The 26997-nt window shown below is 69.5% G+C and carries 21 protein-coding genes and 1 pseudogene; 11 read left to right on the top strand and 11 right to left on the bottom strand.

What is annotated here, in order from left to right:
* Positions 1–9: 9 nt before the first annotated feature.
* Positions 10–2700, bottom strand: coding sequence for a transglycosylase domain-containing protein (locus G3I42_RS36180; protein ID WP_203607786.1), 2691 nt, complete (start codon positions 2698–2700; stop codon positions 10–12).
* Positions 2701–3070: 370 nt separating this feature from the next.
* Here G3I42_RS36180 and G3I42_RS36175 point away from each other — a divergent pair, with 370 nt between their 5' ends.
* From G3I42_RS36175 to G3I42_RS36165, 3 genes are all read left to right on the top strand, one after another.
* On the top strand, positions 3071–3739 hold the full coding sequence (locus G3I42_RS36175; protein WP_164291879.1) for a PadR family transcriptional regulator: 669 nt from the start codon (positions 3071–3073) through the stop codon (positions 3737–3739).
* A gap of 55 nt (positions 3740–3794) precedes the next feature.
* Positions 3795–4877 (top strand): inositol-3-phosphate synthase, encoded by a 1083-nt coding sequence (locus tag G3I42_RS36170; RefSeq protein ID WP_164291878.1) that lies wholly within the window; start codon positions 3795–3797, stop codon positions 4875–4877.
* Between the two features lie 224 nt (positions 4878–5101).
* The gene (locus G3I42_RS36165; RefSeq protein ID WP_164291877.1) at positions 5102–6382 is read left to right on the top strand and encodes an MFS transporter; all 1281 of its coding nucleotides are present in this window, start codon (positions 5102–5104) and stop codon (positions 6380–6382) included.
* Positions 6383–6508: 126 nt separating this feature from the next.
* On the opposite strand, the gene G3I42_RS36160 is transcribed toward G3I42_RS36165, so the two are convergent.
* Complete coding sequence (locus G3I42_RS36160; protein WP_343244755.1) at positions 6509–7978, bottom strand: CCA tRNA nucleotidyltransferase; 1470 nt, start codon at positions 7976–7978, stop codon at positions 6509–6511.
* Between the two features lie 250 nt (positions 7979–8228).
* Here G3I42_RS36160 and G3I42_RS36155 point away from each other — a divergent pair, with 250 nt between their 5' ends.
* From G3I42_RS36155 to trxA, 7 genes are all read left to right on the top strand, one after another.
* Entirely contained in the window at positions 8229–10586 is a 2358-nt protein-coding gene (locus G3I42_RS36155) for a DUF6049 family protein (RefSeq protein ID WP_164291876.1), read from the top strand.
* A gap of 47 nt (positions 10587–10633) precedes the next feature.
* Entirely contained in the window at positions 10634–12877 is a 2244-nt protein-coding gene (murJ, locus tag G3I42_RS36150; protein ID WP_164291875.1) for a murein biosynthesis integral membrane protein MurJ, read from the top strand.
* A gap of 110 nt (positions 12878–12987) precedes the next feature.
* Entirely contained in the window at positions 12988–14778 is a 1791-nt protein-coding gene (locus G3I42_RS36145; protein WP_164291874.1) for a protein kinase family protein, read from the top strand.
* 32 nt (positions 14779–14810) lie between these two features.
* Positions 14811–15569, top strand: coding sequence for an RNA polymerase sigma factor SigM (gene sigM / locus G3I42_RS36140; RefSeq protein ID WP_164291873.1), 759 nt, complete (start codon positions 14811–14813; stop codon positions 15567–15569).
* A complete protein-coding gene (locus G3I42_RS37245) occupies positions 15566–16600 on the top strand; it encodes a hypothetical protein (protein ID WP_203607784.1) in 1035 nt (344 codons plus the stop codon). Before sigM ends, G3I42_RS37245 begins: the two co-directional genes overlap by 4 nt.
* Positions 16601–16817: 217 nt before the next feature.
* Positions 16818–17810 (top strand): thioredoxin-disulfide reductase, encoded by a 993-nt coding sequence (gene trxB, locus G3I42_RS36130; protein ID WP_009067328.1) that lies wholly within the window; start codon positions 16818–16820, stop codon positions 17808–17810.
* Between the two features lie 47 nt (positions 17811–17857).
* Positions 17858–18196, top strand: coding sequence for a thioredoxin (gene trxA, locus G3I42_RS36125; protein ID WP_007824528.1), 339 nt, complete (start codon positions 17858–17860; stop codon positions 18194–18196).
* 97 nt (positions 18197–18293) lie between these two features.
* Here the strand turns inward: trxA and G3I42_RS36120 are convergent, their stop codons facing one another.
* The 9 genes from G3I42_RS36120 to rpmH form a co-directional block, all read right to left on the bottom strand.
* Complete coding sequence (locus G3I42_RS36120) at positions 18294–18911, bottom strand: GNAT family N-acetyltransferase (RefSeq protein ID WP_164291872.1); 618 nt, start codon at positions 18909–18911, stop codon at positions 18294–18296.
* A gap of 214 nt (positions 18912–19125) precedes the next feature.
* Positions 19126–20241, bottom strand: coding sequence for a ParB/RepB/Spo0J family partition protein (locus G3I42_RS36115; RefSeq protein ID WP_343244754.1), 1116 nt, complete (start codon positions 20239–20241; stop codon positions 19126–19128).
* Positions 20238–21317: a ParA family protein gene (locus G3I42_RS36110; RefSeq protein WP_164291870.1), complete on the bottom strand. Its 1080-nt coding sequence runs from the start codon at positions 21315–21317 to the stop codon at positions 20238–20240. Before G3I42_RS36110 ends, G3I42_RS36115 begins: the two co-directional genes overlap by 4 nt.
* Before the next feature lie 476 nt (positions 21318–21793).
* Positions 21794–22513 carry a 16S rRNA (guanine(527)-N(7))-methyltransferase RsmG gene (gene rsmG / locus G3I42_RS36105; protein ID WP_164291869.1) on the bottom strand — a complete coding sequence of 240 codons (720 nt, stop codon included), beginning with the start codon at positions 22511–22513 and terminating at the stop codon, positions 21794–21796.
* Between the two features lie 252 nt (positions 22514–22765).
* Positions 22766–23287, bottom strand: a complete 522-nt coding sequence (locus G3I42_RS36100) for a R3H domain-containing nucleic acid-binding protein (protein ID WP_164291868.1) — start codon at positions 23285–23287, stop codon at positions 22766–22768.
* Between the two features lie 15 nt (positions 23288–23302).
* Positions 23303–24664 carry a membrane protein insertase YidC gene (gene yidC, locus G3I42_RS36095; protein ID WP_164291867.1) on the bottom strand — a complete coding sequence of 454 codons (1362 nt, stop codon included), beginning with the start codon at positions 24662–24664 and terminating at the stop codon, positions 23303–23305.
* Positions 24665–24667: 3 nt separating this feature from the next.
* Positions 24668–25063: a membrane protein insertion efficiency factor YidD gene (gene yidD, locus G3I42_RS36090; protein WP_164291866.1), complete on the bottom strand. Its 396-nt coding sequence runs from the start codon at positions 25061–25063 to the stop codon at positions 24668–24670.
* Positions 25060–25431 carry a ribonuclease P protein component gene (rnpA, locus tag G3I42_RS36085; RefSeq protein WP_164291865.1) on the bottom strand — a complete coding sequence of 124 codons (372 nt, stop codon included), beginning with the start codon at positions 25429–25431 and terminating at the stop codon, positions 25060–25062. Before rnpA ends, yidD begins: the two co-directional genes overlap by 4 nt.
* Before the next feature lie 21 nt (positions 25432–25452).
* On the bottom strand, positions 25453–25590 hold the full coding sequence (rpmH, locus tag G3I42_RS36080; RefSeq protein WP_009067336.1) for a 50S ribosomal protein L34: 138 nt from the start codon (positions 25588–25590) through the stop codon (positions 25453–25455).
* Positions 25591–26062: 472 nt separating this feature from the next.
* Between rpmH and G3I42_RS36070 the strand changes: the two are divergent.
* Positions 26063–26997 (top strand): annotated as a pseudogene (locus G3I42_RS36070) (chromosomal replication initiator protein DnaA); the annotation flags it as partial.

The following is a 26997-nucleotide window of genomic DNA, read 5'->3' as shown; positions in this document are numbered from 1 at the left end:
GCGGCGTGGTCACGGCTTGAACCAGCCGTTGTCTTCCCCGTCTCCGTCCCCGGGATCTTCTTCACCGGGCAGCGAGGGTGAGGGCGGCCCGGAGGTCTGACCCGGCCCCTGGTTGTCACCACCGGGGTCCTCACCGCCGCCAGGTCCTTCGTCGTCACCGCCGTGCTGGCAGTTGAAGTCGAAGGGAGCGCAGGTGTTCTTCGTCTCCGTCATCGAGGGACTCGGTGGCGCCTCGGTCGAGGGCGACTCCGAGGGCGACTCCGAGGGCGATTTGGTGACGGTCGGCGAGGGCTTCATGCTCGGGGACGGCGGCGCGTCGACGGTCTCGACGACCTCGCCGATCTTCTCGGGCTTCGGGAACTCCTCGTCCGGCGTGTTCTTGAGCGCCTGCGTCATGAAGTCTTTCCAGATTTCGGCCGGGAACGAGGCACCGTGGATCGAGGTCTCGCCACCCGTGCCGTACATCTCCTCGAACTTCCGCTGCTTGTTCTTCGCGTCGTCGTCGAAGCGGAACATCGCGATCGCGGTGGAGACCTGCGGGGTGTAGCCGACGAACCAGGCGGACTTGTTGCCGTCGGTCGTACCGGTCTTGCCCGCCACGGCCCGGCCGGGGATCGCGGCCGAGGTACCGGTGCCCTTGTCCACGACGTTCTTGAGCACGTCTGTCACGTTGTCGGCCACCGGCTTGGGGAAGGCCGACTTGCTCTTCTTCTTGTACTGGAAGAGCGTGCCCTTCTCGCTCTCCACCTTGGTCACCGAGTACGGATCGTTCTGCTGCCCCTCGTTCGCGAAGGTCGCGTAGGCCCCGGCCATGCGGATCGCGCTGGGGGAGGAGGTGCCGAGGGAGAACGAGGGGTAGTTGTTGCTCGCGAAGATGTTCGGACCGTCCTGGATGCCGGCCTTGATGGCGGCGTCCTTGACCTTGTCCAGACCGACGTCCATGCCGAGTTGGACGAAGGCCGAGTTGATGGAGTGCTGCATCGCCTCGCGAAGGGTGATGCGGTAGTTGTCCTTCGCGTTGGGCGATTCACCGCCGTCATTCGTCTGGAGCCACTGGTCACCGTTCTTGTCGGTCCAGATGGTGCCGTCGTACTTCTTGATCTTCAGCTTGTTCTTGGCGCTGTAGATACTCATCTGGGAGACGGGCGTACGCGTCGAGTCGTCCTGATCGGGCCCCAGCTTCGGGTCGCGCACCCCGTGTTCCATCGCGGCGGCGAGCACGAACGGCTTGAAGGTCGAACCGACCTGCGCGCCGGTGACGTCGGCGTTGTTTGTCCAGTGCTTGAGGGCGTCCGTACCGCCGTAGATGGCCTCGATCGCGCCGGTCTTGGCGTTGACCGAAGCCCCGCCGAACTGGACGTGTTTGTCCTCTTCGCGCTTGTCGGGGTCGATGTGCTCGTCGTGGACCTTGGTGACGGACTTCTCCAGTTCCTTGACCCGGTCCTTCTTGAAGGTCGTGTAGATCCGGTAGCCGCCCTGGTTCAGCTTGTTCTGGGTGATGCCCGTGTCCTCGCTGTGACTCGTCACCCAGGAGTTGGCGAGTTCCACGAGGTAGCCGACCTGACCGCCGAGCGCGCTGTTCGCCCGCGGGGGCTTCGTCTTCGGCAGATCCTTGTACTCGGCGCGCTCCGTCTGGCTGAGGTGGCCGTCCTTGACCTCCTCGTCCAGAATCCAGCTCCAGCGCTTCCTGGCGCGGGCCGTGTTGGCTTCCTTCGTCGTCTCCGCCGGATGGTCGGAGGCGACCCCGGCCGGGTCGTAGTACGTGGCGCCCTTGAGGACAGCCGCCAGAAGCGCCGATTCGCTCGCGTTGAGATTGACCGCGTCCTTGTCGAAGTACGCGCGCGAGGCGGCCTGGATGCCGTAGGCACCGCGGCCGTAGTAGGCGGTGTTCAGGTATCCCGCCATGATCTCGTCTTTGCTCTTGGTCGTGCCCACCTTGATCGAGATGAACAGTTCCTTGAACTTGCGGCTCAGGGTCTGTTCCTGATCGTCCAGCACGGCGTTCTTCACGTACTGCTGGGTGATGGTCGAACCACCCTGCGTCTGACCGCCCTTGGCCATGTTGAAGAGCGCGCGGCCGATACCCATGGGGTCGACGCCGCTGTCCGTCTCGAAGGACTTGTTCTCCGCCGAGATGACCGCGTACTGCATCGACTTGTCGATCTGGTCGAGGGGGACGATCTGCCGGTTGCGCTGGCTCTCCCCACCCGTGGCGACCATCTGGCTGCCGTCGGCCCAGTAGTAGACGTTGTTCTGCGCCTTCGCGCTCAACGCCTCGTCGGGCACCTCGACCATCGCGTACGCGATGCCCGCGATGCCCATGATTCCGCCTATGAAGGCGACGAAGAGGCCGGTGACGAGCTTCCACGAGGGGAGCCAGCGCCCGACCCCGTCCTTGCCCGCCCGGGGGTAGTCGATGAACCGCTTCTTCGCCGGGGGGCCGCCGCGCCTGCCCCCGCCCTGGCCGCCGGCCGGGGCCGCCCGCCTGCGCCCGCCGTTGCCGCGCTGGGCCGCGCGCCGGGCCTCGGCCCGTCCACCTCCGTGGGACGGCGGCTCCACACCGGCTGAGCCGTGCGCGGAGGAAGAAGGGGCGGAACCACCGGGCGTCGCCCGGCGTCCCGTATTCCCGGAACGGGCGCGTCGGGCCGCGGCCCGTCCGCCGCCTTCCGGCTGCGGCGGTTTGCGACGGTGCTCGCTCATCGAACGACTACTCCTCGGGCAGGCGCAGGCTTACGCGCCTGGAAACGGCGACTGAAGCGGTTCCCCCGTCGTGGCGCGGAGCCCCGAGCGGGTTCGCGCGCACTACGTCTGGGACGACGACGTTCCCGGGCGCCTCATGGTTCCCGGTGGACAGCATGGCGCCCAGACTACGCACCGGCTCGGCTCACAGACTCCGAAGTTCACCCCAAAACAGGCAACTTGCTCTCATCCTCACAGCGATGTGACGCCGGTCACGAGGCCCCCACTTGTCGTCACGGGGACACCGCTCTATCGTGCTGATGTATCGAGTCGATACATCAGCACGAGATAAAGACGCGCTACGGCGGTCCGGAGGAAGGAGGAGGAGAGGATGAGCCGACGTGCGGGCATCCTTGAATTCGCCGTCCTCGGCCTGCTGCGCGAATCCCCCATGCACGGCTACGAGCTGCGAAAGCGCCTCAACACCTCGCTGGGGGTGTTCCGGGCCTTCAGCTACGGAACGCTTTATCCCTGCCTCAAGACGCTGGTGGCACGGGGCTGGCTCGCCGAGGAGTCGGCTGCCGCCCCGGGCGAACCCGCCACTGCCCTCTCCGGGCGGCGCGCGAAGATCGTCTACCGGCTGACCGCGGACGGCAAGGAGCACTTCGAGGAGCTGCTCTCCCAGACCGGCCCGGACGCCTACGAGGACGAACACTTCGCCGCACGCTTCGCGTTCTTCGGCCAGACCTCCCGGGATGTGCGCATGCGCGTCCTGGAGGGGCGTCGCAGCCGGCTGGAGGAGCGCCTGGAGAAGATGCGGGCCTCACTCTCCCGGACCCGGGAGCGTCTTGACGATTACACCCTCGAACTCCAGCGCCATGGGATGGAATCCGTGGAGCGCGAGGTGCGCTGGCTCAACGAGCTGATCGAGAGCGAGCGCGTGGGCCGCGACCTGCGGACCTCCCGGCCGGGGGACGCGGAGCGGCAGAAGGGAGCGCCGGGCGATCTGCCCCGGCCCGGGAGCGACTCCCGGCCGGATTCGCCTGGCACACCCACCTGAGACCGCAGCACCGCGGCTCTCATAGGACTCAGAGATCACACAGGGAGCAACCGGAATGAGTTCGGTTCGCGTAGCCATTGTCGGCGTGGGCAACTGCGCCGCCTCGCTGGTGCAGGGCGTCGAGTACTACAAGGACGCCGACCCCAAGGGCAAGGTCCCGGGTCTCATGCACGTGCAGTTCGGCGACTACCACGTCAAGGACATCGAGTTCGTCGCCGCCTTCGACGTGGACGCCAAGAAGGTCGGTCTCGACCTCGCGGACGCCATCGGCGCCAGCGAGAACAACACCATCAAGATCTGCGACGTGCCCAGCACCGGTGTCTCCGTGCAGCGCGGCCACACCCTCGACGGTCTCGGCAAGTACTACCGCGAGACGATCGAGGAGTCCGGCGAGCAGCCGGTCGACGTCGTCCAGGTGCTCAAGGACCGCCAGGTCGACGTCCTCGTCTGCTACCTGCCGGTCGGCTCCGAGAGCGCGGCGAAGTTCTACGCCCAGTGCGCCATCGACGCCAAGGTCGCCTTCGTCAACGCCCTCCCCGTCTTCATCGCGGGCACCAAGGAGTGGGCCGACAAGTTCACCGAGGCCGGTGTCCCGATCGTCGGCGACGACATCAAGTCGCAGGTCGGCGCCACCATCACGCACCGCGTGATGGCGAAGCTCTTCGAGGACCGCGGTGTCGTCCTCGACCGCACGATGCAGCTCAACGTCGGCGGCAACATGGACTTCAAGAACATGCTGGAGCGCGAGCGCCTGGAGTCCAAGAAGATCTCCAAGACGCAGGCCGTCACCTCGCAGATCCCCGACCGGGACCTCGGCGCCAAGAACGTGCACATCGGCCCGTCCGACTACGTGCAGTGGCTCGACGACCGCAAGTGGGCCTACGTGCGCCTTGAGGGCCGCGCCTTCGGCGACGTCCCGCTGAACCTGGAGTACAAGCTGGAGGTCTGGGACTCCCCGAACTCCGCCGGCGTCATCATCGACGCGCTCCGCGCCGCGAAGATCGCCAAGGACCGCGGCATCGGCGGCCCCATCCTCTCCGCGAGCAGCTACTTCATGAAGAGCCCGCCCGTGCAGTACTTCGACGACCAAGCCCGCGAGAACGTGGAGCTGTTCATCCGCGGCGAGGTCGAGCGCTGAGCGGCTGACGCTCCGTCCGGCTCCTCGTCCCTCGCGGGGTGAGCACCGGAAACCGCGTGTCCGAAGGGGCCCGTACCCGCACCGGTACGGGCCCCTTCGCCGTACCGCGACCGAAGGGGGCGCGAACGTGAAGGGGTCCGCTGGCGCTTGATCATCCCCCGGTTTTCTCCCCACCGCTCCTCCCGCACGCGGCGCCCGCCGCTCCGCATGTGAAGCTGTGCCGCATGGCTGTCGTCCCCGATCTCCGTCTCCTGCTGACGCTGGGAGGTTTCCGCCGCCTGCTCTCGGTGCGGCTGCTCTCCCAGGCCGCGGACGGTGTCTTCCAGGTCGGCCTCGCCACCTACGTCGTCTTCTCCCCCGAGAAGCAGGCGACCCCGGGTCAGATCGCCTCCGCGATGGCCGTCCTGCTGCTCCCGTACTCCCTCGTGGGCCCCTTCGCGGGCGTCTTCCTCGACCGCTGGCGACGCCGCCAGGTCTTCTTGTACGGGAGCCTGCTGCGTGTGCTGCTGGCCTCGCTCACGGCCGTCCTGATCCTCGCCCGCATCCCGGACTGGCTCTTCTACGTGGCGGCCCTGTGCGTCACCGCGGTCAACCGCTTCGTCCTCGCCGGGCTCTCGGCCGCGCTGCCGCGCGTGGTCGACGGCCCCCGCCTCGTCGTGGCCAACGCGCTCTCCCCGACGGCCGGGACTCTCGCCGCCACGGCGGGCGGTGGTCTCGCCTTCCTCGTCCGGCTCCTCGGCTGGGACTGGGACGCCGCTGTCCTGCTGCTCGGCGCCGCGCTCTACCTCGCCGCCGCGCTCGCCGCGCTCCGCATCCCGGTCGACGCGCTCGGCCCGGGCCTGGACGAACGCCCCCGCGCCCACGTACGCGCCGCGCTCACCTCGTCCGCGCAGGGGCTCCTCCAGGGCCTGCGCCACCTCGCCGCTCCCGCCCGCCGCCCCGCGGCGCGCTCGCTCGCCGCGATGACCCTCCTGCGTTTCTGCTACGGGGCGCTCACCGTCACCGTGCTGATGCTCTGCCGGTACGCGTGGTCGACGACGGAGGAGGACGGGCTCGCCCTGCTCGGGGTCGCCCTCGGTCTCTCGGCGGCGGGTTTCTTCGTGGCGGCGCTGCTGAGTCCGTGGGCGATCCGCCGTTTCGGCCCGCTCGGCTGGATCGCGGGCTGCGCGGCCCTCGCGGCGGTGCTCGTCGGGCTCGCGGGCCCGTTCTTCGTCGAGCCGCTGATGATGGCGCTCGCCTTCTTCCTCGGCGTCATCACCCAGGGGTCGAAGATCGCGACCGACACCGTGGTGCAGTCCGAGGTCGAGGACGCCTACCGGGGACGGGTCTTCTCCGTCTACGACGTGCTCTTCAACGTCGCCTTCGTCGGTGCCGCGGGAGCCTCCGCCCTGGTTCTGCCGGGGGACGGACGGTCCGTCACGCTCGTCCTCGGAGTGGCGGTGATCTACGCGGGCGTGGCCGCGCTCGCCGGACGGGCGCTGCGCGTACCGGCGCGGGCGAGCTGAGGCCGATGTTTCACGTGAAACATCTATGGGGCATCCGAGGATGTTTCACGTGAAACATCGCGCGGAGTCGCCGCAGCCCGGGCAGCCCGATGTTTCACGTGGAACATTCCGCGACCACTCGCGCACTCACCGCTGCTGAGTGCTCCACCACTCCTTGAGTGCCTCGCCAGCCGCTTCCTTGCCGAGGGGGCCCTTCTCCATCCGCAGATCGAGGAGGAAGGCGTACGCCTTGCCGATCACCGGGCCGGGCGGGACGTCGAGGAGCGCCATGATCTCGTTGCCGTCGAGGTCGGGCCGGATCGCGTCCAGCTCCTCCTGCTCCTGCAACTCCTCGATCCGCCGTTCCAGGCCGTCGTAGGCCCGGGCCAGGGCGTTGGCCTTGCGCTTGTTGCGCGTCGTGCAGTCGGAGCGGGTGAGCTTGTGCAACCGCGTGAGCAGCGGGCCCGCGTCGCGGACGTACCGCCGGACCGCGGAATCGGTCCACTCGCCGGTCCCGTAGCCGTGGAAGCGCAGGTGCAGCTCGATGAGGCGGGAGACGTCCCGGATCAGCTCGTTCGAGTACTTGAGCGCCGCGAGCCGCTTCTTGACGAGTTTGGCGCCCACGATCTCGTGGTGGTGGAAGGAGACCCGGCCGTCGCTCTCGAAGCGGCGCGTCTTCGGCTTGCCGATGTCGTGGAGGAGGGCGGCGATGCGCAGAGTGAGGTCGGGGCCGTCCTCCTCCAGGTCGATCGCCTGCTCCAGAACGGTGAGCGAGTGCTCGTAGACGTCCTTGTGACGGTGGTGCTCGTCGCTCTCCAGGCGCAGAGCGGGCAGCTCGGGGAGCACACGCTCGGCGAGACCGGTGTCGACGAGGAGCCGCAGCCCCTTCACGGGGTTGGCCGAGAGCAGCAGCTTGTTCAGCTCGCCCTGGACCCGTTCCGCCGAGACGATGTCGATGCGCTCGGCCATCGCGGTCATCGCCGCGACCACCTCGGGAGCCACCTCGAAGTCGAGCTGCGCGGCGAAGCGCGCCGCGCGCAGCATCCGCAGCGGATCGTCCGAGAACGACGCCTCGGGGGTGCCCGGCGTACGCAGCACCCTGGCGGCGAGATCGCCCAGACCGCCGTGCGGGTCCACGAACCGCTTCTCGGGCAGGAACACCGCCATCGCGTTCACGGTGAAGTCCCGCCGGACGAGGTCCTCCTCGATCGAGTCGCCGTAAGAGACCTGCGGTTTGCGGGAGCTTCGGTCGTAGGCCTCGGAGCGGTACGTGGTGACCTCGATCTGGAAGCTCTGCTCCTCCTCGCCGACGCGCGCCGCCTTCTGGCAGCCGACCGTGCCGAAGGCAATGCCCACCTCCCACACCGCGTCCGCCCAGGGCCGTACCAGGGCGAGCACGTCGTCGGGCCGGGCATCGGTGGTGAAGTCGAGGTCGTTGCCGAGCCTGCCCAGCAAGGCATCCCGTACCGAACCCCCGACCAGCGCCAGTGTGAAACCGGCCTCCTCGAAACGACGGGCGAGTTCGTCCGCGACGGGCGAGACACGCAGCAGCTCGCTCACCGCGCGCTGCTGCACCTGGCTCAGTGCACTGCTGGGGTCATGGTTGGCGTTCGGCACAACAGGAGAGGGTACGTGGCCCCGCCTCCCCCTCCGAATCGCGCCGGAGCGCCTGCCTGCGGCCTTCACAAGATCGCCCAGCCCACTCCGCGGCACTTCGGCCCAGCCGGCCTCGTTACCATGCGTGGACGCATCAAGCGACAACCACCGACCACTGACGACGACGAGGACGGGCGAGCGCGTGGCCGAGGCGGCAGTTACCCATCGAACCCCCTGCCCCTCCCCTGCCCGGCGACGGCTGCGACGAGTGATGGCGGTCACGGCGGCGGTGCCCCTTCTCGGGCTCCTCGCCCAGCTCACCCCCGCCCAGGCGGACACCCCGCGACAGCCCGCCGCCGCCGAGCCCACGGGCTCCCGTACGGTCGACATCCAGCTCACCGGGCTGACGCCCGAGGCCCCCGAGGCCGGGGACACCGTCACGGTGACCGGGACGCTCACCAATCGCAGCAAGCAGACCATCACCGAGGCGCACGTCGCCCTGCGCGTCGGGCAGCTCCTCGGCAGCCGCAGCGCGATCGACGCCGCCGACGAGCGCTCCGGCTACACCCCGGGGCTCGACGGCAACGAGATCGCCGACAAGTACGACCACAAGGTCGACAAGCTGAAGCCGAAGGAGAAGGAGTCCTTCTCCCTCTCCGTTCCCGTCAAGGACCTCCAGCTCGGCGCCGACGGCGTCTACCAGATCGGCGTCTCCTTCGACGGCCGCACCAGCAGCGTCCCGTGGCAGGAGCAGGTCCTCGGGATCAAGCGCACGTATCTGCCCTGGCAGCCGGAACCCACCGCCCGTCAGTCCCGCACGACCGTCCTGTGGCCGCTCATCTCGACCGCACACGTCGGCGCCCGCACCGTGGGCGGTGGCGACGACGACCAGAACAACGTCTTCGAGAACGACGACCTGGCGAAGGAGATCCTTCCCGGCGGCCGTCTCGACCGGATGGTCTCGCTCGGCAAGAGCCTCGACGTCACGTGGGTGATCGACCCCGACCTCGTCAACACCGTCGCCGACATGGCCAACGGCTACCGGCTCGCCGCCAAGGACGGGAAGACCGTCGCGGGGTCCAAGGAGAACAAGGACGCCGCGACGAACTGGCTCAACGGACTCGGCAAGGCCCTGAAGGGGCACTCCGTCATCGCCCTGCCGTACGGCGACCCCGACCTCGCCTCGATCGCGCACAACGGCGCCAAGATCCCCACGACCCTCGCCCGGCTCAAGACCGCCACGGACGTCGGCCGGATCACCCTGTCGATCCCGGACACCGATCTCGACCTCAAGGTGAGCACGGAGTACGCCTGGCCCGTGGACGGAGCGATCGACCGCTCGATCGTCGACGTGGCCACCTCGGCGGGCGCGACGAAGGTCATCACGCGCAACGACAGCCTGAGCGAGCCCGACAGCCTCCTGTACACCCCCTCGGCGGCCCGGCCCATCGGCGGCGGCATCACCGCGGTCGTCACCGACACACGCCTGTCCACCGCCTTCGAGGGCTCCATGGACTCGCCGCAGAGCGCCACGCTCGCGGTACAGCGCTTCCTCGCGCAGAGCCTGGCCCTCACCCGCCAGGACGAGCAGAAGCAGCGCACGGTCGTGATCGCCCCCCAGCGCACCCCCACGACGGCCCAGGCCGAGGCGATGGCCACCGCGGTGCGCGCCCTCCAGGGCGGCCGCTGGTCGCTCTCCCAGGACCTCGACAAGGCGGCGAAGACCAAGGCCGACCCGCAGGCGAACACACGAGTGCCGGCGCGCTCCGCGTACCCGAAGGCGCTGCGCAAGCAGGAACTGCCCACCGCCGCCTTCACCTCGCTGCACACCACGCAGAAGGGGCTCGACAGCTTCCAGGAGATCCTCCAGAGGCCGGACCGCGTCATCACCCCGTTCGGTCTCGCCATGGACCGCGCCGTCGCCACCTCGTGGCGCGGCCGGGCCGGTCAGGCGGCCACGTACCGCACGGACGTACGCGGCTACCTCGACTCGCTCGTCCGCCAGGTGCGCCTCATCCCGAAGACGGACGCGAAGCTCTCGGGCCACAGCGCCACCATCCCGGTCACCGTCCAGAACAACCTGCTCCAGGACGCGCACCACCTCAAGGTGCGGCTCACCTCCACCAAGCCCACCCGCCTCAAGATCGGCGAGCGGCCCTGGGAGGAACGCACGATCAAGATCGGCGCCGGGCACAGCCAGACGGTGAAGTTCGACACGACGATCAACGCCAACGGCCCCGTACAGGTGAAGGCACAGCTCGTCACCGACGACAACCGGCCCTACGGCCAGCCCGTCGAGTTCAGCGTGGACGCCACCGAGGTCACCTCGACCGTCATGCTGATCATCGCCGGCGGCGTCCTGCTCCTGGTCCTCGCCGGGCTCCGGATGTACACCCAGCGCAAGCGCCGCGCGCGCGAGGACGGCACCGGCGGCGGCGACACCGCACCCGGTCCGCAGGGCCCCGGCGACGGCGGCCCCGCCCCCACCAACGAGGACGCGCCGCAAGGCCCCGCCACGGACGCCCCGGCGCCCCCCGCGGAGAACCCGCCGCAGGACTCCCCGGCGGGCCCCGACACCGGAAGCGAAAACATCGAGCGTTCCGGTACGGGTGAGAGAGTGGACCGTTGAGCAATGTCGTGGCTCCCGGGCCAGGGGACGATGAGGTGGGGTAGACCATGAACGCGCCGTACGACGGTGACCGCGGGCAGGGCGCGAGCGGCCCGGCCCCGGACGGGCAGCAGCCCCCGGGGCAGGACGGTCCCGCCGCGCAGCCCGGCCCGGCACAGCCGTACCCCGGGCCGGCCCCCCAGCAGTACCCGCCGCCCCCGCAGGCCGCCCAGCCTCCGCACCCCCACGACGCCTACCTCCAGGACGCCTACCAGCAGGACCCCTACGGCGGCCACAACCCCTACGCCCAGGACCCCGTCACCGAGGCGTACTACGACCGCGCGGCGCACCCCCCGCCACCGCCCGGCACGTACCAGGACAACGGCCCGCTCCACAGCTCCCCGCCCCCCGCTCCCCAAGGCCCCGACCCCCGCCTGTGGGCGCGGACCCCCGCTCCCGAGCCCGAAGGCCCCCCGCAGCACCTGCCGTACGGGGACGACCCGCGCACGACCAAGTTCGTCGGCGTCGACCGCATCATCGGAGGGCGCCCCGGCGAGGAGCAGAACGCCTTCGCCCACCTCTACCGCGACCAGCAGGGCAACGGGGCGCCGCCAGGACAGCCGCCGGTACCGGAACCCGAGCCCGAGGCACCCGCCGCCGCGCCCGCCAAGACCAACCGCGCGACGAGCCTGCTGAAGTCCAGCGCGCTCATGGCCGCGGGCACGATCGTCTCCCGCATCACCGGCTTCCTGCGCACCCTCGTCGTCGCCGGCGCGATCGGCGTCGGCACGCTCAACGACACCTACCAGGTCGCCAACACCCTGCCGACGATGATCTACGTCCTCGTCGGCGGCGGCGCGCTCAACGCCGTCTTCATCCCGCAGCTGGTCCGCGCGATGAAGAACGACGACGACGGCGGCGAGGCGTACGCCAACCGGCTCCTGACCCTCGTCGTCTCGCTCATGGCCGCGGTCACCCTCGTCTGCGTCCTGGCCGCGCCCCTCTTCATCCGGCTCATGTCGACGGAGATCGCCAACGACCCGTCGCAGCGCGCGGTGGCGATCGAGTTCGCCCGCTACTGCCTGCCGACGATGTTCTTCATGGGCATCCACGTCGTCCTCGGGCAGATCCTCAACGCGCGGGGCCGCTTCGGCGCCATGATGTGGACCCCGGTCCTCAACAACATCGTCATCATCGCCACGTTCGGCGCGTTCATCTGGGTCTTCGGCGGCTACACCTCCTCCGGCGTGAGCGCGGGGAACGTCACCCCGGACGGGGTCCGGCTCCTCGGCATCGGCACCCTGCTCGGCCTCGTCGTGCAGGCGCTCGCGATGATCCCGTACCTCCGCGACGCCGGCTTCAAGCTGCGGCTGCGCTTCGACTGGCGCGGCCACGGCCTCGGCAAGGCGATCGGCCTCGCCAAGTGGACCTTCCTCTTCGTCCTCGCCAACCAGCTCGGCATGGTCGTCGTCACCCAGCTCGCGACCGCCGCCGGGCACGCCGCCGAGAAGCACGGCGTCACCGGCACCGGCATCACCGCCTACAACTACGCGCTGCTGCTCTGGCAGATGCCGCAGGCGATCATCACGGTGTCGGTCATGACCGCCGTCCTGCCGCGCATCTCGCGCGCCGCGGCGGACGGCGACGCCGCCGCGGTCCGCGAGGACATCTCGTACGGGCTGCGCACCTCCGCCGTCGCGATCGTGCCGTGCGCCTTCGCGTTCCTCGCCCTCGGTGTGCCGACCACCCTGCTGCTCTACGCGGGCTCGGGCAGTGAGGGCGCGCGCGGCATCGGCTTCGTGCTGATGGCCTTCGGCCTCGGCCTCATCCCGTACTCGGTGCAGTACGTCGTCCTGCGCGGTTTCTACGCGTACGAGGACACCCGCACCCCCTTCTACAACACCGTGATCGTCGCCGTGACCAACGCGGCGGCCTCCGGGCTGTGCTTCCTCGTGCTTCCCGCCCGCTGGGCGGTCGCGGGGATGGCCGGCTCCTACGGGCTCGCCTACGTCGTCGGCGTGGGCATCGCCTGGCGACGGCTGCGCAAGCGGCTGGGCGGCGATCTCGACGGAGCGCACGTCGTACGGACCTACGCGCGGCTCATCGGCGCGTCGATCCCGGCCGCCCTCGTCGGAGGCGGCCTCGCCTACGCCCTTCTCAAGGCGCTGGGCAACGGGGCGGGCGGCGCACTGGTCGCCCTGGTCGTGGGCGGAATCGCCCTGCTCGGGGTCTTCTACGTGGCAGCCCGGAGGATGCGGATCGCAGAGCTCAACTCCATGATCGGTATGGTGCGCGGACGGCTCGGCCGCTAAACGGGCACAACCCTCGGCGCTCGCCGCGTGTCGTGCATTACGTCGGTCCGTGGGCACAATTGGTTCGGCGCCACAACAGGCGCGCAACGGATGGGGAGGCAGGGACGACGGTGGCGGAACGCAGCACGTCTGCCGTCGACGTGGCCCGGGAAAGCGGTGAGGAACCGCAGACCGCTCAGGCGGAGCAGGCCACGGCCGACGCGAAGGCCGGTGCCCCCGAGCGGGACACCGGGCACGAGGACACAGAGCGCAGCGAGGAAGAGAAGGGCGAGGCGGAGCCCGCCCAGGAGACCGGGGCGGAACCCGCCCGGAAGGCTCAGGCGAGTCCCGTCCCGAAGGCCGACGCGGAGCCCGCCGCCGCGCCTCCCGAGCTGCACAGCGGGCACAAGCTGGCCAGACGGTACCGCCTGGAGGAGTGCCTCACCCGGCTCGACGGCTTCAGCAGCTGGCGTGCCGTGGACGAGAAACTCCGCCGTGCCGTCGGCGTCCACCTCCTGCCCAGCGACCACCCCCGCGCCCGCGAGGTCCTCGCGGCGGCCCGCTCCACGGCGCTCCTCACCGACCCGCGCTTCGTGCAGGTCCTGGACGCCGTCGAGGACGACGACCTCGTCTACGTCGTCCACGAGTGGCTCCCCGACGCCACCGAGCTGACCGCGCTGCTCGCCGCCGGACCGCTTCAGGCGCACGAGGCGTACGAGATGGTCCGCCACGTCTCGCAGGCGATGGCGGCCGCCCACCGGGCCGGGCTCTCCCACCTCCGGCTCAACCCGGGCTCCGTGCTGCGCACGTCGAGCGGGCAGTACCGCATCCGCGGGCTCGCCGTGAACGCCGCGCTGCGCGGCGTCACGAGCGAGGACCCCGCCCGCACCGACACCGAGGCCATCGGCGCGCTCCTGTACGCCTCCCTCTCGCAGCGCTGGCCGTACGAGGACGACGCCTACGGCCTCTCGGGGCTCCCCAAGGGCGTCGGCCTGCTCCCGCCCGACCAGGTACGTGCCGGCGTCCACCGGGGCCTGTCGGAACTGGCCGTGCGCGCGCTCGCCAACGAGGGCGCCACGGCCTCGCGGCAGGAACCGCCCTGCACCACGCCCGCCGAGCTCGCCGCCGCGGTCGACGAGCTGCCCCGCATCCGTCCGCCCGAGCCGGCCTACACCGCTCCGCCCGAGTACCAGGCCCCCGCCTTCCCGCAGAACCCCTACGGCCGTCCGCCCGCGGGCCCCACGCCGCCCCAGGCGCCGCCCGCCCCGCCGCCCCCGCTCCAGGGACGCACCGGGCGCGCGCTCAAGTGGGGCGTCTCCGCGCTGCTCATCGTCGCCCTCGGCCTCGGTAGCTGGCAGCTCGCGGACACCTTCCTCGACAAGAGTCCCGAGAAGCCGCAGAACAACGCGCCGATCGAGAAGGGCTCCGGCAAGAAGGCCGCTCCCGCCCCCAAGCAGCTCCCCATCAAGGACGCGGTCGAGTACTACCCGGACGGCACCCCGCAGCACACCGACCAGGTGCCGCTCACCTACGACGGCAAGAGCGACAGCTACTGGCGCACCAAGTTCTACACCGACGGCCCGGACATGAACCCGGCCTTCAAGAAGGGCGTGGGCATCACCTACGACCTGGGCGCCGAGAAGAACCTCTCCACCGCGACGATAGACATGCTGTACCCGGGTGATCACACGACGGTGACGCTCTACGCGGCCGACTCGCTCACCTCCTCCGCCCCGCTCTCCGGGATGAAGAAGATCGCGAACAACACGACCAGCGGTTCCAAGGTCACCATCAAGACCAAGGAGCCCGTGAAGGCCCGTTACGTCGTCATGTGGATCACCGCCATGCCGTACGCGGCCAAGGACGGCTACAGCGGTGCCGGCTACAAGCAAGCCATTACCGATGTGACGTTCATGGGCTAGGTTCGAGGCGACGTCCGCCGGGGGAGGGCAGCGTGGACGAAGGCCCGTACGAGGAACTCAGCGACCACGACCTGCTCGCTCGGCACGTCGCGGGCGAGCACGAAGCCTTCGGCGAGCTCGTGCGACGCCACCGCGAACGGCTGTGGGCCGTCGCCCTGCGCACCCTCGGCAACCGCGAGGACGCTGCCGACGCCGTCCAGGACGCCTTCGTCTCGGCCTACCGCGCCGCCCACACCTTCGGCGGCCGGTCCGCGGTGACCACCTGGCTCCACCGCATCACCGTCAACGCCTGCCTCGACCGCGCCCGGAAGGCCGAGGCCCGGCACACCTCGCCCGTCGAGGACACGGTCCGCCTGGAGCACCTGCTCCGCCCCGAGGAATCCGCCGAGGCCCCGGCCGAACGCGCCGATCTGCACCGCGAACTCTTCGCCGCCCTGCGCACCCTCCCCGCCGAACAGCGCGCCGCCCTCGTCCTCGTCGACATGCAGGGCTACCCCGTCGCCGAGGCCGCCCGCATCCTCGACGTGGCCCCGGGGACCGTCAAAAGCAGATGCGCCCGTGGCCGAGCCCGTCTCCTGCCCCTGCTCAGACATCTCCGTACCGGGGCCGGGGCAGCGGGGCCGCCCCCGGCACCGCGCGAGGAGCCGAACGGGGCACCGCCGCCGGCGACCGTTCCCCGGCCCGGCCGAGAGGCGCCCCGGGAAGGGAACCGGGAAGCGGGCACTCCCGTCCCACCGCAAGCAGATCCCCAGGACACCACGACGGCACAGGACGGAGGTGGGCGAGCATGACCACGCGAACGGAACCGACCGAGCACCCCGCTCCGGAGGAGCTCGCCGACCTCACCGAGGACCTTCTGCCACCCCAGCACAGCACCGCGCTGCGCGGACACCTCAAAAGCTGTGCCGACTGCGCCGAGATCTACTCCTCGCTGGCGGAGATCCGCACGCTGCTCGGTGCCCTCCCCGCACCGCCGCCCCTGCCGGCGGAGGTGAGCGCGCGGATCGACGCAGCACTTCGCGAGGTGGCGCTTCATGAGGTGGTGCCATACGAGGTGGCGCTTCATGAGGTGGCGGAGGAGGCTGATGTTTCACGTGAAACATGCGCCGAGGCCGAGCACGATGTTCCACGTGAAACATCCGGCACGGCGTCCTCGCTCGACGCCCATGTTTCACGTGAAACATCCACTGGCCGCATCCCCGCGCCATCAGCTCCGTCGCACGATGTTTCACGTGAAACATCGCGACGCACCCGGCCCACGCCCGTCCGTCCCTCCCCGTCCGGCCCCGGACGGACGAGGACGAGGGGCAGGTCGAGGCGCCGTCTGTTCTGGGGTGGCACGGCTACCGTGCTCGCGCTGGGAGCCGGGTCCCTCCTCCTTTCCTCGCTCGGCCCGGGCGAGGAGGAACGGTCTCCTTCCGCCGAGCAGAGCCAGCAGTCCCTGGTCTTCTCCGGCAGCCCGCTGAAGAAGGAGGTGAACGCACTGCTCCAGGGCAACGGGGGTGCTGCGACGAACAGCCCACGAAGCGCGAGCAGCGCCGCTGCCAGCCCTCCACAGCCGCAGCAGGAGACAGGCGTCGAGACACCTCTCCGCGCGGATGCGCCTGCGGTGCCGCAGTGTGTGACGAGGGGGATAGGACGCCCGGAAACGGCCCTCGGAGTGGAGAAGGGGTTGTACCGGGGCCGGGAGGCGTACCTCGTCGTGCTCCCCCACGCCCACGACACGGCACGAGTCACCGCCTACATCGTGGACGCCGCCTGCGCCACCCTGCGCACCGCCGCAAAGGGCGAAGTGCTTCACTCCTCCTCCTACGCGCGGTGAAGCCCGAGGCGCCGCTCCGCTGTATCTGTCAGCGCTGTCCTCTGTAGCGCCGTCGCCCTGCGCCGGCGACGTGCCGCCGCTGCCCTGTACCACCGACGACCGTGAGCCACGGGCCGGGCGGGAATGTCCGGCCCGTAGGATCGGTTGGGTGGGATGAAGGCGCCGAGAGCCCTTCCCTCAGTAGTGGACGCAGTCGGCAGAGACGAGGAAGCAAGCCGTGAGTGACGTGCGAAACGTGATCATCATTGGCTCGGGCCCCGCCGGTTACACGGCCGCCCTGTACACCGCGCGCGCGTCGCTCAAGCCGCTGGTCTTCGAGGGCGCGGTCACGGCTGGCGGTGCGCTGATGAACACGACCGAGGTGGAGAACTTCCCCGGTTTCCAGGAGGGCATCCTGGGCCCGGAGCTCATGGACAACATGCGCGCCCAGGCCGAGCGCTTCGGTGCCGAGCTGATCCCGGACGACATCGTCTCCGTGGACCTCACGGGCGAGATCAAGACCGTGACGGACACGACGGGCACCGTGCACCGTGCCAAGGCCGTCATCGTGACGACCGGCTCGCAGCACCGCAAGCTCGGCCTGCCGCACGAGGACGAGCTGTCCGGGCGCGGCGTCTCCTGGTGCGCGACGTGCGACGGCTTCTTCTTCAAGGACCAGGACATCGCCGTCATCGGCGGTGGCGACACCGCGATGGAGGAGGCCACCTTCCTCTCGCGCTTCGCCAAGTCCGTCACCATCGTCCACCGCCGGGACACCCTGCGCGCCTCGAAGGCGATGCAGGAGCGTGCCTTCGCCGACCCGAAGATCTCCTTCGTCTGGGACAGCGAGGTGGCCGAGATCCACGGCGACCAGAAGCTCTCGCACCTGACCCTGCGCAACCTCAAGACCGGCGAGCAGAGCGAACTCGGCGTCACCGGACTCTTCATCGCGATCGGGCACGACCCGCGGACCGATCTCTTCCGCGGCCAGCTCGACCTCGACGACGAGGGCTACCTCAAGGTCCAGGCGCCCTCGACCCACACCAACCAGGCCGGTGTCTTCGGCGCGGGCGACGTGGTGGACCACACCTACCGGCAGGCCATCACCGCTGCCGGCACGGGCTGCTCCGCCGCGCTCGACGCCGAGCGTTACCTGGCCGCCCTCTCGGACTCGGAGCAGACCGCCGAGCCCGAGAAGACTCCGGCTCCGGAGCAGACGGCCGCCGTCTGACCCGGTACCCCCACCACCCCACCCCCGTTGGAATGAAGGAGCCCACTGTGGCTGGCAACCTGAAGAGCGTCACCGACGCCGACTTCGAAGAGGTCGTCCTCAAGAGCGACAAGCCCGTCCTCGTCGACTTCTGGGCCGAGTGGTGTGGCCCCTGCCGCCAGATCGCCCCGTCCCTGGAGGCCATCGCCAAGGAGTACGGCGAGCAGATCGAGATCGTGAAGCTCGACATCGACGCCAACCAGGAGACGGCGACCAAGTACGGCGTCATGTCCATCCCGACCCTCAACGTCTACCAGGGCGGCGAGGTTGTGAAGACGATCGTCGGCGCGAAGCCGAAGGCCGCGATCCTGCGCGACCTCGACGCCTTCGTGACGCCGACTGCCTGAGTTCCCCCCTGCGTGCTCGCACGCGGGAACGCCCCCATCGAGGCCCATGTTTCACGTGAAACATGGGCCTCGATGTTTCACGTGAAACATCGAGAGTTCAGAGCGGTCGCAGAGTCGGCTCTTTCTGGACCGCACCGAGGAGCCTGTCGAGCGCGTGCTCCACGTCTTCCTTCCAGGAGACGGTGGACCGCAACTCCAGGCGGAGCCGCGGTCTCGTCGGATGCGCCCGTACCGTCTTGAAGCCCACCGCGAGCAAGTGTTCTGCGGGAAGAAGGCACGAGGCGGAAGCCCCGTGGGTGTCCCCGAAGGCCTCCATCGCCTTGAAGTGGCGCCGCAGCAGATCCTTCGCCACCGTCTGCACGAGGACTCGCCCCAGGCCCTGGCCTTGATAGCCGGGATGGATGCGCGCGGTCATGAGCTGTACGGCGTCCGGGCCCACGGGGCTTGTCGGGAAGGCCGTGGAGCGGGGCACGTAAGCGGGAGGCGCGTAGAGCACGAAGCCCGCCGGGACGTCGTCCACGTAGACGAGGCGGCCGCAGGACCCCCACTCCAGCAGAACACTGGAGAGCCAGGCCTCCTTCTCCTGCGCCGCGGTGCCCTGGGCCACGGCCTCCCCGCCGCGGACCGAGTCGAGTTCCCAGAAGACGCACTCGCGGCACGGCGTCGGCAGATCGGCGAGGTTGTCCAGAGTGAGAGGTACCAGACGACGCCCCATGAAGGCAGTTCCTCACTTCCTTGGGCCGCCGCTCCGGTCAACCGCCCGCCGTCGCGGCGGTGCTCACCGACACCCGAAACGCCGGACCCGGTCGCATCGTATCCAGGACGCCACCGGGTCGACACCGCGTGCGGGCAAAGAGCGAACCGGTATCCGTCCCCACAAAAGTCGGGGCCGATGTTTCACGTGAAACATCGGCCCCGACGAGAATGGATCAGCTGTCGTCCTCGTCCTTCTCGCTCTTCTCGTCCGCCGCCTGAGGCTGCGTGGAGAAGAGCGAACCCTCGCCCGGGGCGAGCTGGGAGAGGATGCGCTGGAGGTCGTCCACTGAGGCGAACTCAACGACGATCTTCCCCTTCTTCTGCCCCAGGTCCACCTTCACACGCGTCTCGAAGCGGTCCGAGAGCCGACCGGCCAGCTCGCTGAGCGCCGGCGAGGTCACCGAGCCCGCACGCGGCTTCGGCGCACTCTTCGCCGGGCCGGGGTGCGAGCGCATGAGATGGGTGATCTCCTCCACGGCGCGGACGGAGAGCCCTTCCCTGATGATCCGCTCGGCCAGCTTGTCCTGCTCGGCGGAATCCTCCACCGACAGCAGTTCGCGCGCGTGGCCGGCGGAGAGCACCCCCGCGTCCACCTTCTTCTGCACGGACGGCGAAAGCTTCAGCAGACGCAGCGTATTGGTCACCTGCGGCCGCGAACGGCCCACCCGCTTCGCCAGTTCCTCATGGGTGCAGTTGAAGTCCTTGAGCAACTGCTCGTAGGCATGCGCCTCTTCGAGCGGCGTGAGCTGGGAGCGGTGCAGGTTCTCCAGCAACGCGTCCAGCAGCAGCCGGTCGTCCTCCGTAGCCCGGACGATCGCGGGGATCGTCGTGAGGCCGGCCTCCTTACTGGCCCGCATGCGGCGCTCACCCATGATGAGCTCGAACTGCTTCTCGTCGAGCTGGCGCACGACGACGGGCTGAAGCAGCCCCACTTCCTTGATCGAGTCGATGAGTTCGCGCAAGGCGTCCTCATCGAAGATCGCTCGCGGCTGATCGCGGTTCGGGATGATCTGATCGAGCGGCAGCTCCGCGAAGAAGGCGCCTTCGGGTGCCGGAGGCAGTCCCCCTCGCTGCTCGCTCTCCGATGTTTCACGTGAAACATCGCTCTCGACGGGCGTCGTCAGCTTGGCCGCTGCCACGCCCCTCTCGCCCAGTACGGGTCCGCCCGCCGCCGGTACGCGAGGCCCGTCCGGCCGTGTCGCCGTAGCGGCGGCCGCCTTCTCAGCCGACGCCGCCGTCGGGATGAGGGCTTGAAGCCCACGCCCGAGCCCCCTGCGTTGTGTTGTCACTGTGTCCCCTCCACCATGCTGTGTTGTTCGGTCTCTGCGCCCGTGCCAGGGGCGGACTCCGGGACCTCGAAGACACCCGCTCCCCGAAGCGCGATCTCGCGAGCCGCTTCGAAGTAGGAGAGGGCGCCACTGGAACCCGGGTCATAAGTCAGTACGGTCTGGCCGTAGCTGGGAGCTTCGGAGATACGGACCGAGCGAGGAATGCTCGTCCGCAGCACCTCCGCTCCGAAGTGGCTGCGTACTTCATCGGCCACCTGTGAGGCGAGGCGCGTCCTGCCGTCGTACATCGTCAGCAGGATCGTCGAGACGTGGAGCGTGGGATTGAGATGCCCCCGCACCAGCTCGACGTTGCGCAGCAACTGCCCAAGGCCCTCCAGGGCGTAGTACTCGCACTGAATCGGGATGAGTACCTCGGCTCCGGCCACCAGTGCGTTCACGGTGAGCAGGCCGAGGCTGGGTGGGCAGTCGATGAGCACGTAGTCCAAGGGCTGCTCGTACGACTGGATCGCCCGCTGGAGGCGGCTCTCCCGAGCCACCAGCGAGACGAGTTCGATCTCGGCACCGGCGAGATCGATGGTGGCGGGGGCGCAGAAGAGACCTTCGACGTCCCGTACTGGCTGCACCACATCGGAGAGCGGCTTGCTCTCCACCAGCACGTCGTAGATGGACGGGACTTCGGCGTGGTGGTCGATCCCCAGGGCGGTCGAGGCGTTCCCCTGTGGATCGAGGTCGATCACAAGAACACGCGAGCCGAGCAGGGCGAGGGATGCGGCGAGATTGACGGTGGTGGTGGTCTTTCCCACCCCGCCCTTCTGGTTCGCCACGATCATGATCCGGGTCTGTTCCGGACGCGGCATTCCCTCGGCGCTGCGTCCGAGGGCTTCCGCGGCAGCGCGCTGACCACCGGGGACGGCCGGGATGTTCTGAGCGGACGGCAATGTTTCACGTGAAACATCGCCCTCTGCTTCGGTACGGGGACCGGGGACCGGTTCGGTCATCGGTCCTGCGATAGGGGCATCGGACCGCAAGGATTCACCCTCCTCGACTTCAGGCTCGCGTTGAACAGAGCCTCCCATGCCGGGAGCCCCTGCAACCAGTGAGGTCCTGTCTTCTGTGGATAGACTCGCCCTTTCCGAAAATCCCGCCACTCTTCCGAGTGAGCGTTGTGCAGACTTCCCCGAAGTTTTCCCCAGGGGCCTGCGTTCGCGCGGTTCGGCCGCCGAGCGGCCCCGGCTGATGATGCCCTGAAGCAACGAGCGATGTTTCACGTGAAACACGATGCCGAGCCCCTCGCTCGGGGCCAGGCAGACACTCCGTCACCCCCGCCCGCCCCAGGCCGCCTACACCCCGCCGGGCGTACTCATCACCGGTCGGCCCAAGCGGAGAGCCGCAACGGGCGAGCGTGACGGCTTCCGCCGGTCCTTCGGGCCACGCAGCAAGGCTCCGCGCTACTCAGCGCGGAGGGGCGGGGCGATGTTTCACGTGAAACATCGCCCCGCCCCTCCGCGGCCAACGAGCGCCTCCGCGCGGTAAGCCCTCTCCACGAAAGCCCTCAGCGCCGCCTCCGAGTCGTCCTCCCCGTCCGCGCCGCCTTCGCCCGCTTCGCCGCGAAGCGCACCCCGCCGGGGCTCTCGCCCACCTCGACGCGGACGACGGTCGAGAGCGGGTCCACCAGGCCCTCGCCGACGTGCAGGACGGAGGTGCGTACGGCGCCGAGCTTGCTGAGCGCGGCGCCGGCGTTGCTCACTTCTTCCTCAGCGGTATCGCCCTTGAGCGCCAGCATCTCGCCGTACGGCCTCAGGAGCGGGACGCCCCAGCCGGCAAGGCGATCGAGCGGGGCGACGGCGCGGGCGGTCACGACGTGGACGGGCTGGAGCGTGCCGAGCACCTCCTCGGCCCGTCCCCGGACGACCGTTACGTGGTCGAGGCCCAGGAGTTCCACGACCTCGTTGAGGAAGTTGGTGCGGCGGAGGAGCGGCTCCAGAAGGGTGATCTTGAGATCTCTGCGGACCAGGGCGAGTGGGATGCCCGGGAGCCCGGCACCCGAGCCCACATCGCAGACGGTGACCCCTTCGGGGACGACCTCGGAGAGCACCGCGCAGTTCAGGAGGTGGCGCTCCCAGAGCCGCGGCACCTCGCGCGGGCCGATGAGCCCCCGGCGTACCCCCGCGTCGGCGAGGAGTTCCGCGTACCGGACCGCGTCGGCGAAGCTCTCGCCGAAGACCTGCCTGGCTACCTCCGGGGCCGGGGGGAGCTGTGCTGCCTCCGTCACGGGGACCGTCCTTCCGTACCGCGCTCTCGCGCCCGGCCTCGGTGGCCGGGGCTCGTTCCTGGAACAGCTTCGTGAAAAGTGGAAAGGAAAAGAGGGACAGGGCGCCGGGGTCGCCCGACGCAATCCGGCCCCGCCTGTGGTCAGACGGGGCCGGACACGGGAACTGCGGGGCCGGGGGCTCCCCGGGCCGGGGTGCTCCCGCCGTAGGGAAGCGACCGATACGACGTACCCGTCGCGTCCGTACCCGCGGACTCAGGCGGGCAGGACGACGACGAACCGCTCCGGTTCCTCGCCCTCGGACTCGCTGCGCAGCCCGGCCGCCTTGACCGCGTCGTGCACGACCTTGCGCTCGAACGGCGACATGGGCCGCAGCCGGACCGGCTCACCGCTGCTCTTCGCGTCGGCGGCGGCCTCGGCGCCCAGCTCGCTCAGCTCCTGGCGCTTCTTCGCCCGGTAGCCCGCGATGTCCAGCATCAGCCGACTGCGGTCACCGGTCTCCCGGTGCACGGCGAGCCGGGTCAGCTCCTGGAGAGCCTCCAGGACCTCGCCGTCACGACCGACGAGCTTCTGCAGGTCACGGCCGTTGTCACTGACGATGGAGACCGCGGCACGATCGGCCTCGACGTCCATGTCGATGTCGCCGTCGAGGTCGGCGATGTCGAGCAGACCTTCGAGGTAGTCCGCGGCGATCTCGCCTTCCTGCTCCAGGCGGCTGAGCGAGTCGCCACCGTCGGTGGCCTCCTCGGGAGCGGCGGAGGTAGTGCCTTCCGTCACGGGCTGGACTCCTTCTTACTTCTTGGAGGACGGGTGCTTGGGGCGCTGCTGGCCGCCCTTGCGCTGACCCTGCTTGGCCTGGGAGCCGGACCCGGACGTACCGGATGTGCCGCCCCCCGCGGGCTTTGCGGCGGTGGAGCCGCCACCCGTGTTCTTGCCCGGGCTCTTCTTCTGTGCGGGCCGGTTGCCACCCTGCTTCTTGGCCCCGGCCGCGCCGGAGCCGCCCGCTGCGGCGCCCTTGCCCGTACCGGAGGAGTCCTTGTCCGTGTCGGACGCCGAGCCGCCGGCAGCGGTGGTGCCGGCCTGTCGCTGGGACTTCGACTGCCGCTTCGGCTGCTGGCGTCGCTGTGCGGCGCCGGCGGTGGTCTCGTCACCCTCAAGGGTCGCGACCGCGCTCTCGCCCTTTTCGATGTTGCCGTCGGGCTGGGCCGCGTAGCCCGCCTTGCTCAGTCCGTTGATGAACTTCCGCTCGGCCTCGTTGCGCTCCCGGCCCTTCGAGACGATCGCCTTGATCGCGGTGCGGTCCCGCTTGGTGCGGACCTTGCCGGTGTGGGTGAGGTGCTTGAGCTGGCGCTCCAGGTAGGCGGCCTGGGCCTTGGAGCCGGGGGTCGGGTTCTGGCGGATGACGAACATCTGCTGGCCCATGGTCCACACGTTGGTGGTCAGCCAGTAGAGGAGAACACCGACGGGGAAGTTGATGCCGAAGACGGCGAACATGAGCGGGAAGACGTACATGAGCATCTTCTGCTGCTGCATGAACGGGGTCTTCACCGAGGTGTCGACGTTCTTCGTCATCAGCTGGCGCTGCGTGAAGAACTGCGAGGCCGACATCATGACGATCATGCACGCGGTGACGATGCGCACCGTGGTGAGGTCGGCACCGAGCGAGGCGGCGCCGCTCGTGAACTTCGCGGCGAGCGGGGCACCGAAGATGTGCGCCTGCTGGGCGGAGTCGAGGAGCTGGTCGTTGATGACGCCGATCTTCTTGTTCGACGCGATGCCGTCGAGCACGTGGTACAGCGCGAAGAAGAAGGGGGACTGCACGAGGATGGGAAGGCACGAGGCGAGCGGGTTGGTGCCGCTCTCCTTGTACAGCTTCATCATCTCTTCGCTCTGACGCTGCTTGTCGCTCTTGTAGCGCTCCTGGATGCGCTTCATCTCGGGTTGCAGCGTCTGCATCGCGCGGGTCGCCTTGATCTGCTTCACGAAGAGCGGGATCAGGCAGATCCGGATGATGATCACGAGGGACACGATGGACAGGCCCCAGGCCCAGCCGGTGTCAGGGCCGAAGATCCATCCGTACAGCGTGTGGAACTGCACGATCACCCAGGAGACGGGTGTCGTGATGAAACTGAACCAACTGGCAATCGTGTCCACTAATCAGGCTCCTTGAGCGGGGGACGGGGTCTCGGCGACCGGGCTGGATGAGTCCGGGGCACTGACCCCGGCCGGGGCACCACCCTCGGGGGGCGTACCGCCCTCGGGAGACACAGGCGTGGCGGCGGGTCCCTGGGACCGCGACCGCCAGGCAGCACGCAGCGCCTCGTGCCATCGGGGGCGCTTGCGCGGTGGTACGTGATCGACCCCACCGTGCGACCAGGGATTGCAGCGCAGGATGCGCCAGGCGGTCAATGCCGTCCCCTTGATCGCTCCGTGGCGGTCGATGGCCGTGAAGCCGTAGTGGGAGCACGACGGATAGTACTTGCACACCGGCCCCAGCAAGGGGCTGATGGTCCACTGGTAGAGCTTGATCAGCGCGAGCAGTGGGTACTTCATCGGGTGCCCCCTCCCAGCAGCCGCTTCAGGGCGGCGTCGAGGTCTCGGGCCAGTTGGGCATGATCCGCGTCGCCCGCCCCGGGCAACGCGCGTACGACCACCAGGCTACCGGGGGGAAAGAGCGAAAGCCGGTCCCGTATGAGGTGACGAAGCTTCCGCTTCACCGAGGTGCGCACGACGGCCTTGCCGACCGCCTTGCTCACGACGAAACCCGCACGCACCGGGGGAGTGCTCTCCCCGGTGGCGTGCGGGTCCGTGGAACCGCTTTTGAGATGGACTACCAGCAGCGGGCGACCCGCGCGGCGTCCTCGGCGTACTGCGGTCGAGAAGTCCTCGCGCCGCCTCAGCCTGTTGTCAGAAGGCAGCACGGCGTCATGACCTGTACAGGATCAGGCGGACAGACGGGCGCGACCCTTGTTGCGGCGGGACGCGAGAATCGCGCGGCCGGCACGGGTACGCATCCGCAGCCGGAAGCCGTGGGTCTTGGCGCGACGACGGTTGTTCGGCTGGAAGGTGCGCTTGCTCACTCGGGGGCTCCAGTAAAGATCGATAGGTGGCGGGCGTCGCCCTGGCTGTCACCGTGCGCCCACGAGTAGCTCGTTCAACGCACCGAGTGCACCGCTTTGTAGTGATCAACCGGACCGCGACTCATCGGAATCGTGAAGTTCGGTTGCGATCCATGCCCATCGGAGGCAGGCGGCAGCAGCCATCGACAACTCGACCTGTGCACGGTACGCGGGCGGGGCTCTTCCGGTCAAACCAGGCCGGGTGCGCGACACTGTGCACAGGCTGTGGACAACAACTTGAACCGTACAGGCCCCGATGACTACCGTGGCTGGACTGGAACCCTCGTGCCTTTGTGCCACGCCGCCGTCCCGGAAGCTCTTCCGGCTGCCGCGGCGGAGCCCCAGCCACTGATCCACCCCGATCCGACCTGTGTGAACCCGCCCCGGAACCACTCCACGGAGTGCGCCGGAACCGTGTGAGAGAGCGTGCCCTGTGGCTGATGTACCCGCCGATCTTGCCGCAGTGTGGCCGCGCGTGGTGGACCAGCTGCTCGGCGACGGCCCCGACAGCAGGGCTCCGGGGGTCGAGGGCAAGGACGAGCACTGGGTACGGCGCTGCCAGCCCCTCGCGCTCGTCGCGGACACGGCGCTGCTCGCGGTGCCGAACGAGTTCGCCAAGACGGTCCTGGAGGGCCGTCTCGCTCCGGTCGTGAGCGAGACCCTCAGCCGCGAGTGCGGGCGCCCCATCCGCATCGCGATCACGGTCGACGAGTCGATGGGGGACGCCCCCGCGCCGCCGCGCTACGAGGAGCCCGTCCAGGTGCCGCGCCCCCGTTTCGAGGAGCCGGCCCAGCCGCGGTACGAGGAGCAGGGGCGGTACGAGGAGATCCAGCCCCAGACGCTCTACGAGCCGCCGATCGAGCGCGGCCCCTCCGTCCGCCCCGTCTACCACGAGTACCAGGCACCCGGCTCCTGGCCGCGCGTGCACGAGGACTACGGCTGGCAGCAGCAGCGCCTCGGCTACCCGGAGTCCGACGCGTACGGCCAGGGCGGGCGCGGCGACTACCGGCAGGCGCCGGCCGAGCGCTCCCCGTACGAGAAGCAGGACGGGCGCGAGGGCCGCGACGAGCGGTACGAGCAGCCGGAGCGCGCCGAGCGCGGCGATCGTCCGGAGCGCTTCGACGCGGGGGACCGGTACGAACCCGCGGAGCGGTACGAGCAGGAGCGCTCCGCGTCCCCGTACGAGCAGCAACGGGGAACGTACGAGAAGCCGGGCACGCGCGGTGGGTACGGGCGCGGTTACGAGGAGCAGCGTCCGCGCGAGGAGGTGCGCGGGTACGAGGACCACGGCGCCGGGGAGCAGCGCGAGCGCGGCGAGGAGCCCGCGCGGCCGGGGCCCGGGAGGCAGCGCGGTCCCGCCGGGGTGCC

The organism is Streptomyces sp. SID11385, assembly GCF_010548245.1.
GTDB lineage: Bacteria > Actinomycetota > Actinomycetes > Streptomycetales > Streptomycetaceae > Streptomyces.
Note: the sequence above shows the minus strand (reverse complement) of the source record. Positions and strands in the feature narration are given on the sequence as shown.

What these genes read in the sequence shown, in the direction of transcription:
- G3I42_RS36180 (WP_203607786.1), bottom strand. Translation starts at nt 2,700, where the DNA reads ATGAGCGAGCACCGTCGCAAACCGCCGCAGCCGGAAGGCGGCGGACGG.
- G3I42_RS36175 (WP_164291879.1), top strand. Translation starts at nt 3,071, where the DNA reads ATGAGCCGACGTGCGGGCATCCTTGAATTCGCCGTCCTCGGCCTGCTG.
- G3I42_RS36170 (WP_164291878.1), top strand. Translation starts at nt 3,795, where the DNA reads ATGAGTTCGGTTCGCGTAGCCATTGTCGGCGTGGGCAACTGCGCCGCC.
- G3I42_RS36165 (WP_164291877.1), top strand. Translation starts at nt 5,102, where the DNA reads ATGGCTGTCGTCCCCGATCTCCGTCTCCTGCTGACGCTGGGAGGTTTC.
- G3I42_RS36155 (WP_164291876.1), top strand. Translation starts at nt 8,229, where the DNA reads ATGGCGGTCACGGCGGCGGTGCCCCTTCTCGGGCTCCTCGCCCAGCTC.
- murJ (WP_164291875.1), top strand. Translation starts at nt 10,634, where the DNA reads ATGAACGCGCCGTACGACGGTGACCGCGGGCAGGGCGCGAGCGGCCCG.
- G3I42_RS37245 (WP_203607784.1), top strand. Translation starts at nt 15,566, where the DNA reads ATGACCACGCGAACGGAACCGACCGAGCACCCCGCTCCGGAGGAGCTC.
- G3I42_RS36120 (WP_164291872.1), bottom strand. Translation starts at nt 18,911, where the DNA reads ATGGGGCGTCGTCTGGTACCTCTCACTCTGGACAACCTCGCCGATCTG.
- G3I42_RS36110 (WP_164291870.1), bottom strand. Translation starts at nt 21,317, where the DNA reads ATGGGAGGCTCTGTTCAACGCGAGCCTGAAGTCGAGGAGGGTGAATCC.
- yidD (WP_164291866.1), bottom strand. Translation starts at nt 25,063, where the DNA reads ATGAAGTACCCACTGCTCGCGCTGATCAAGCTCTACCAGTGGACCATC.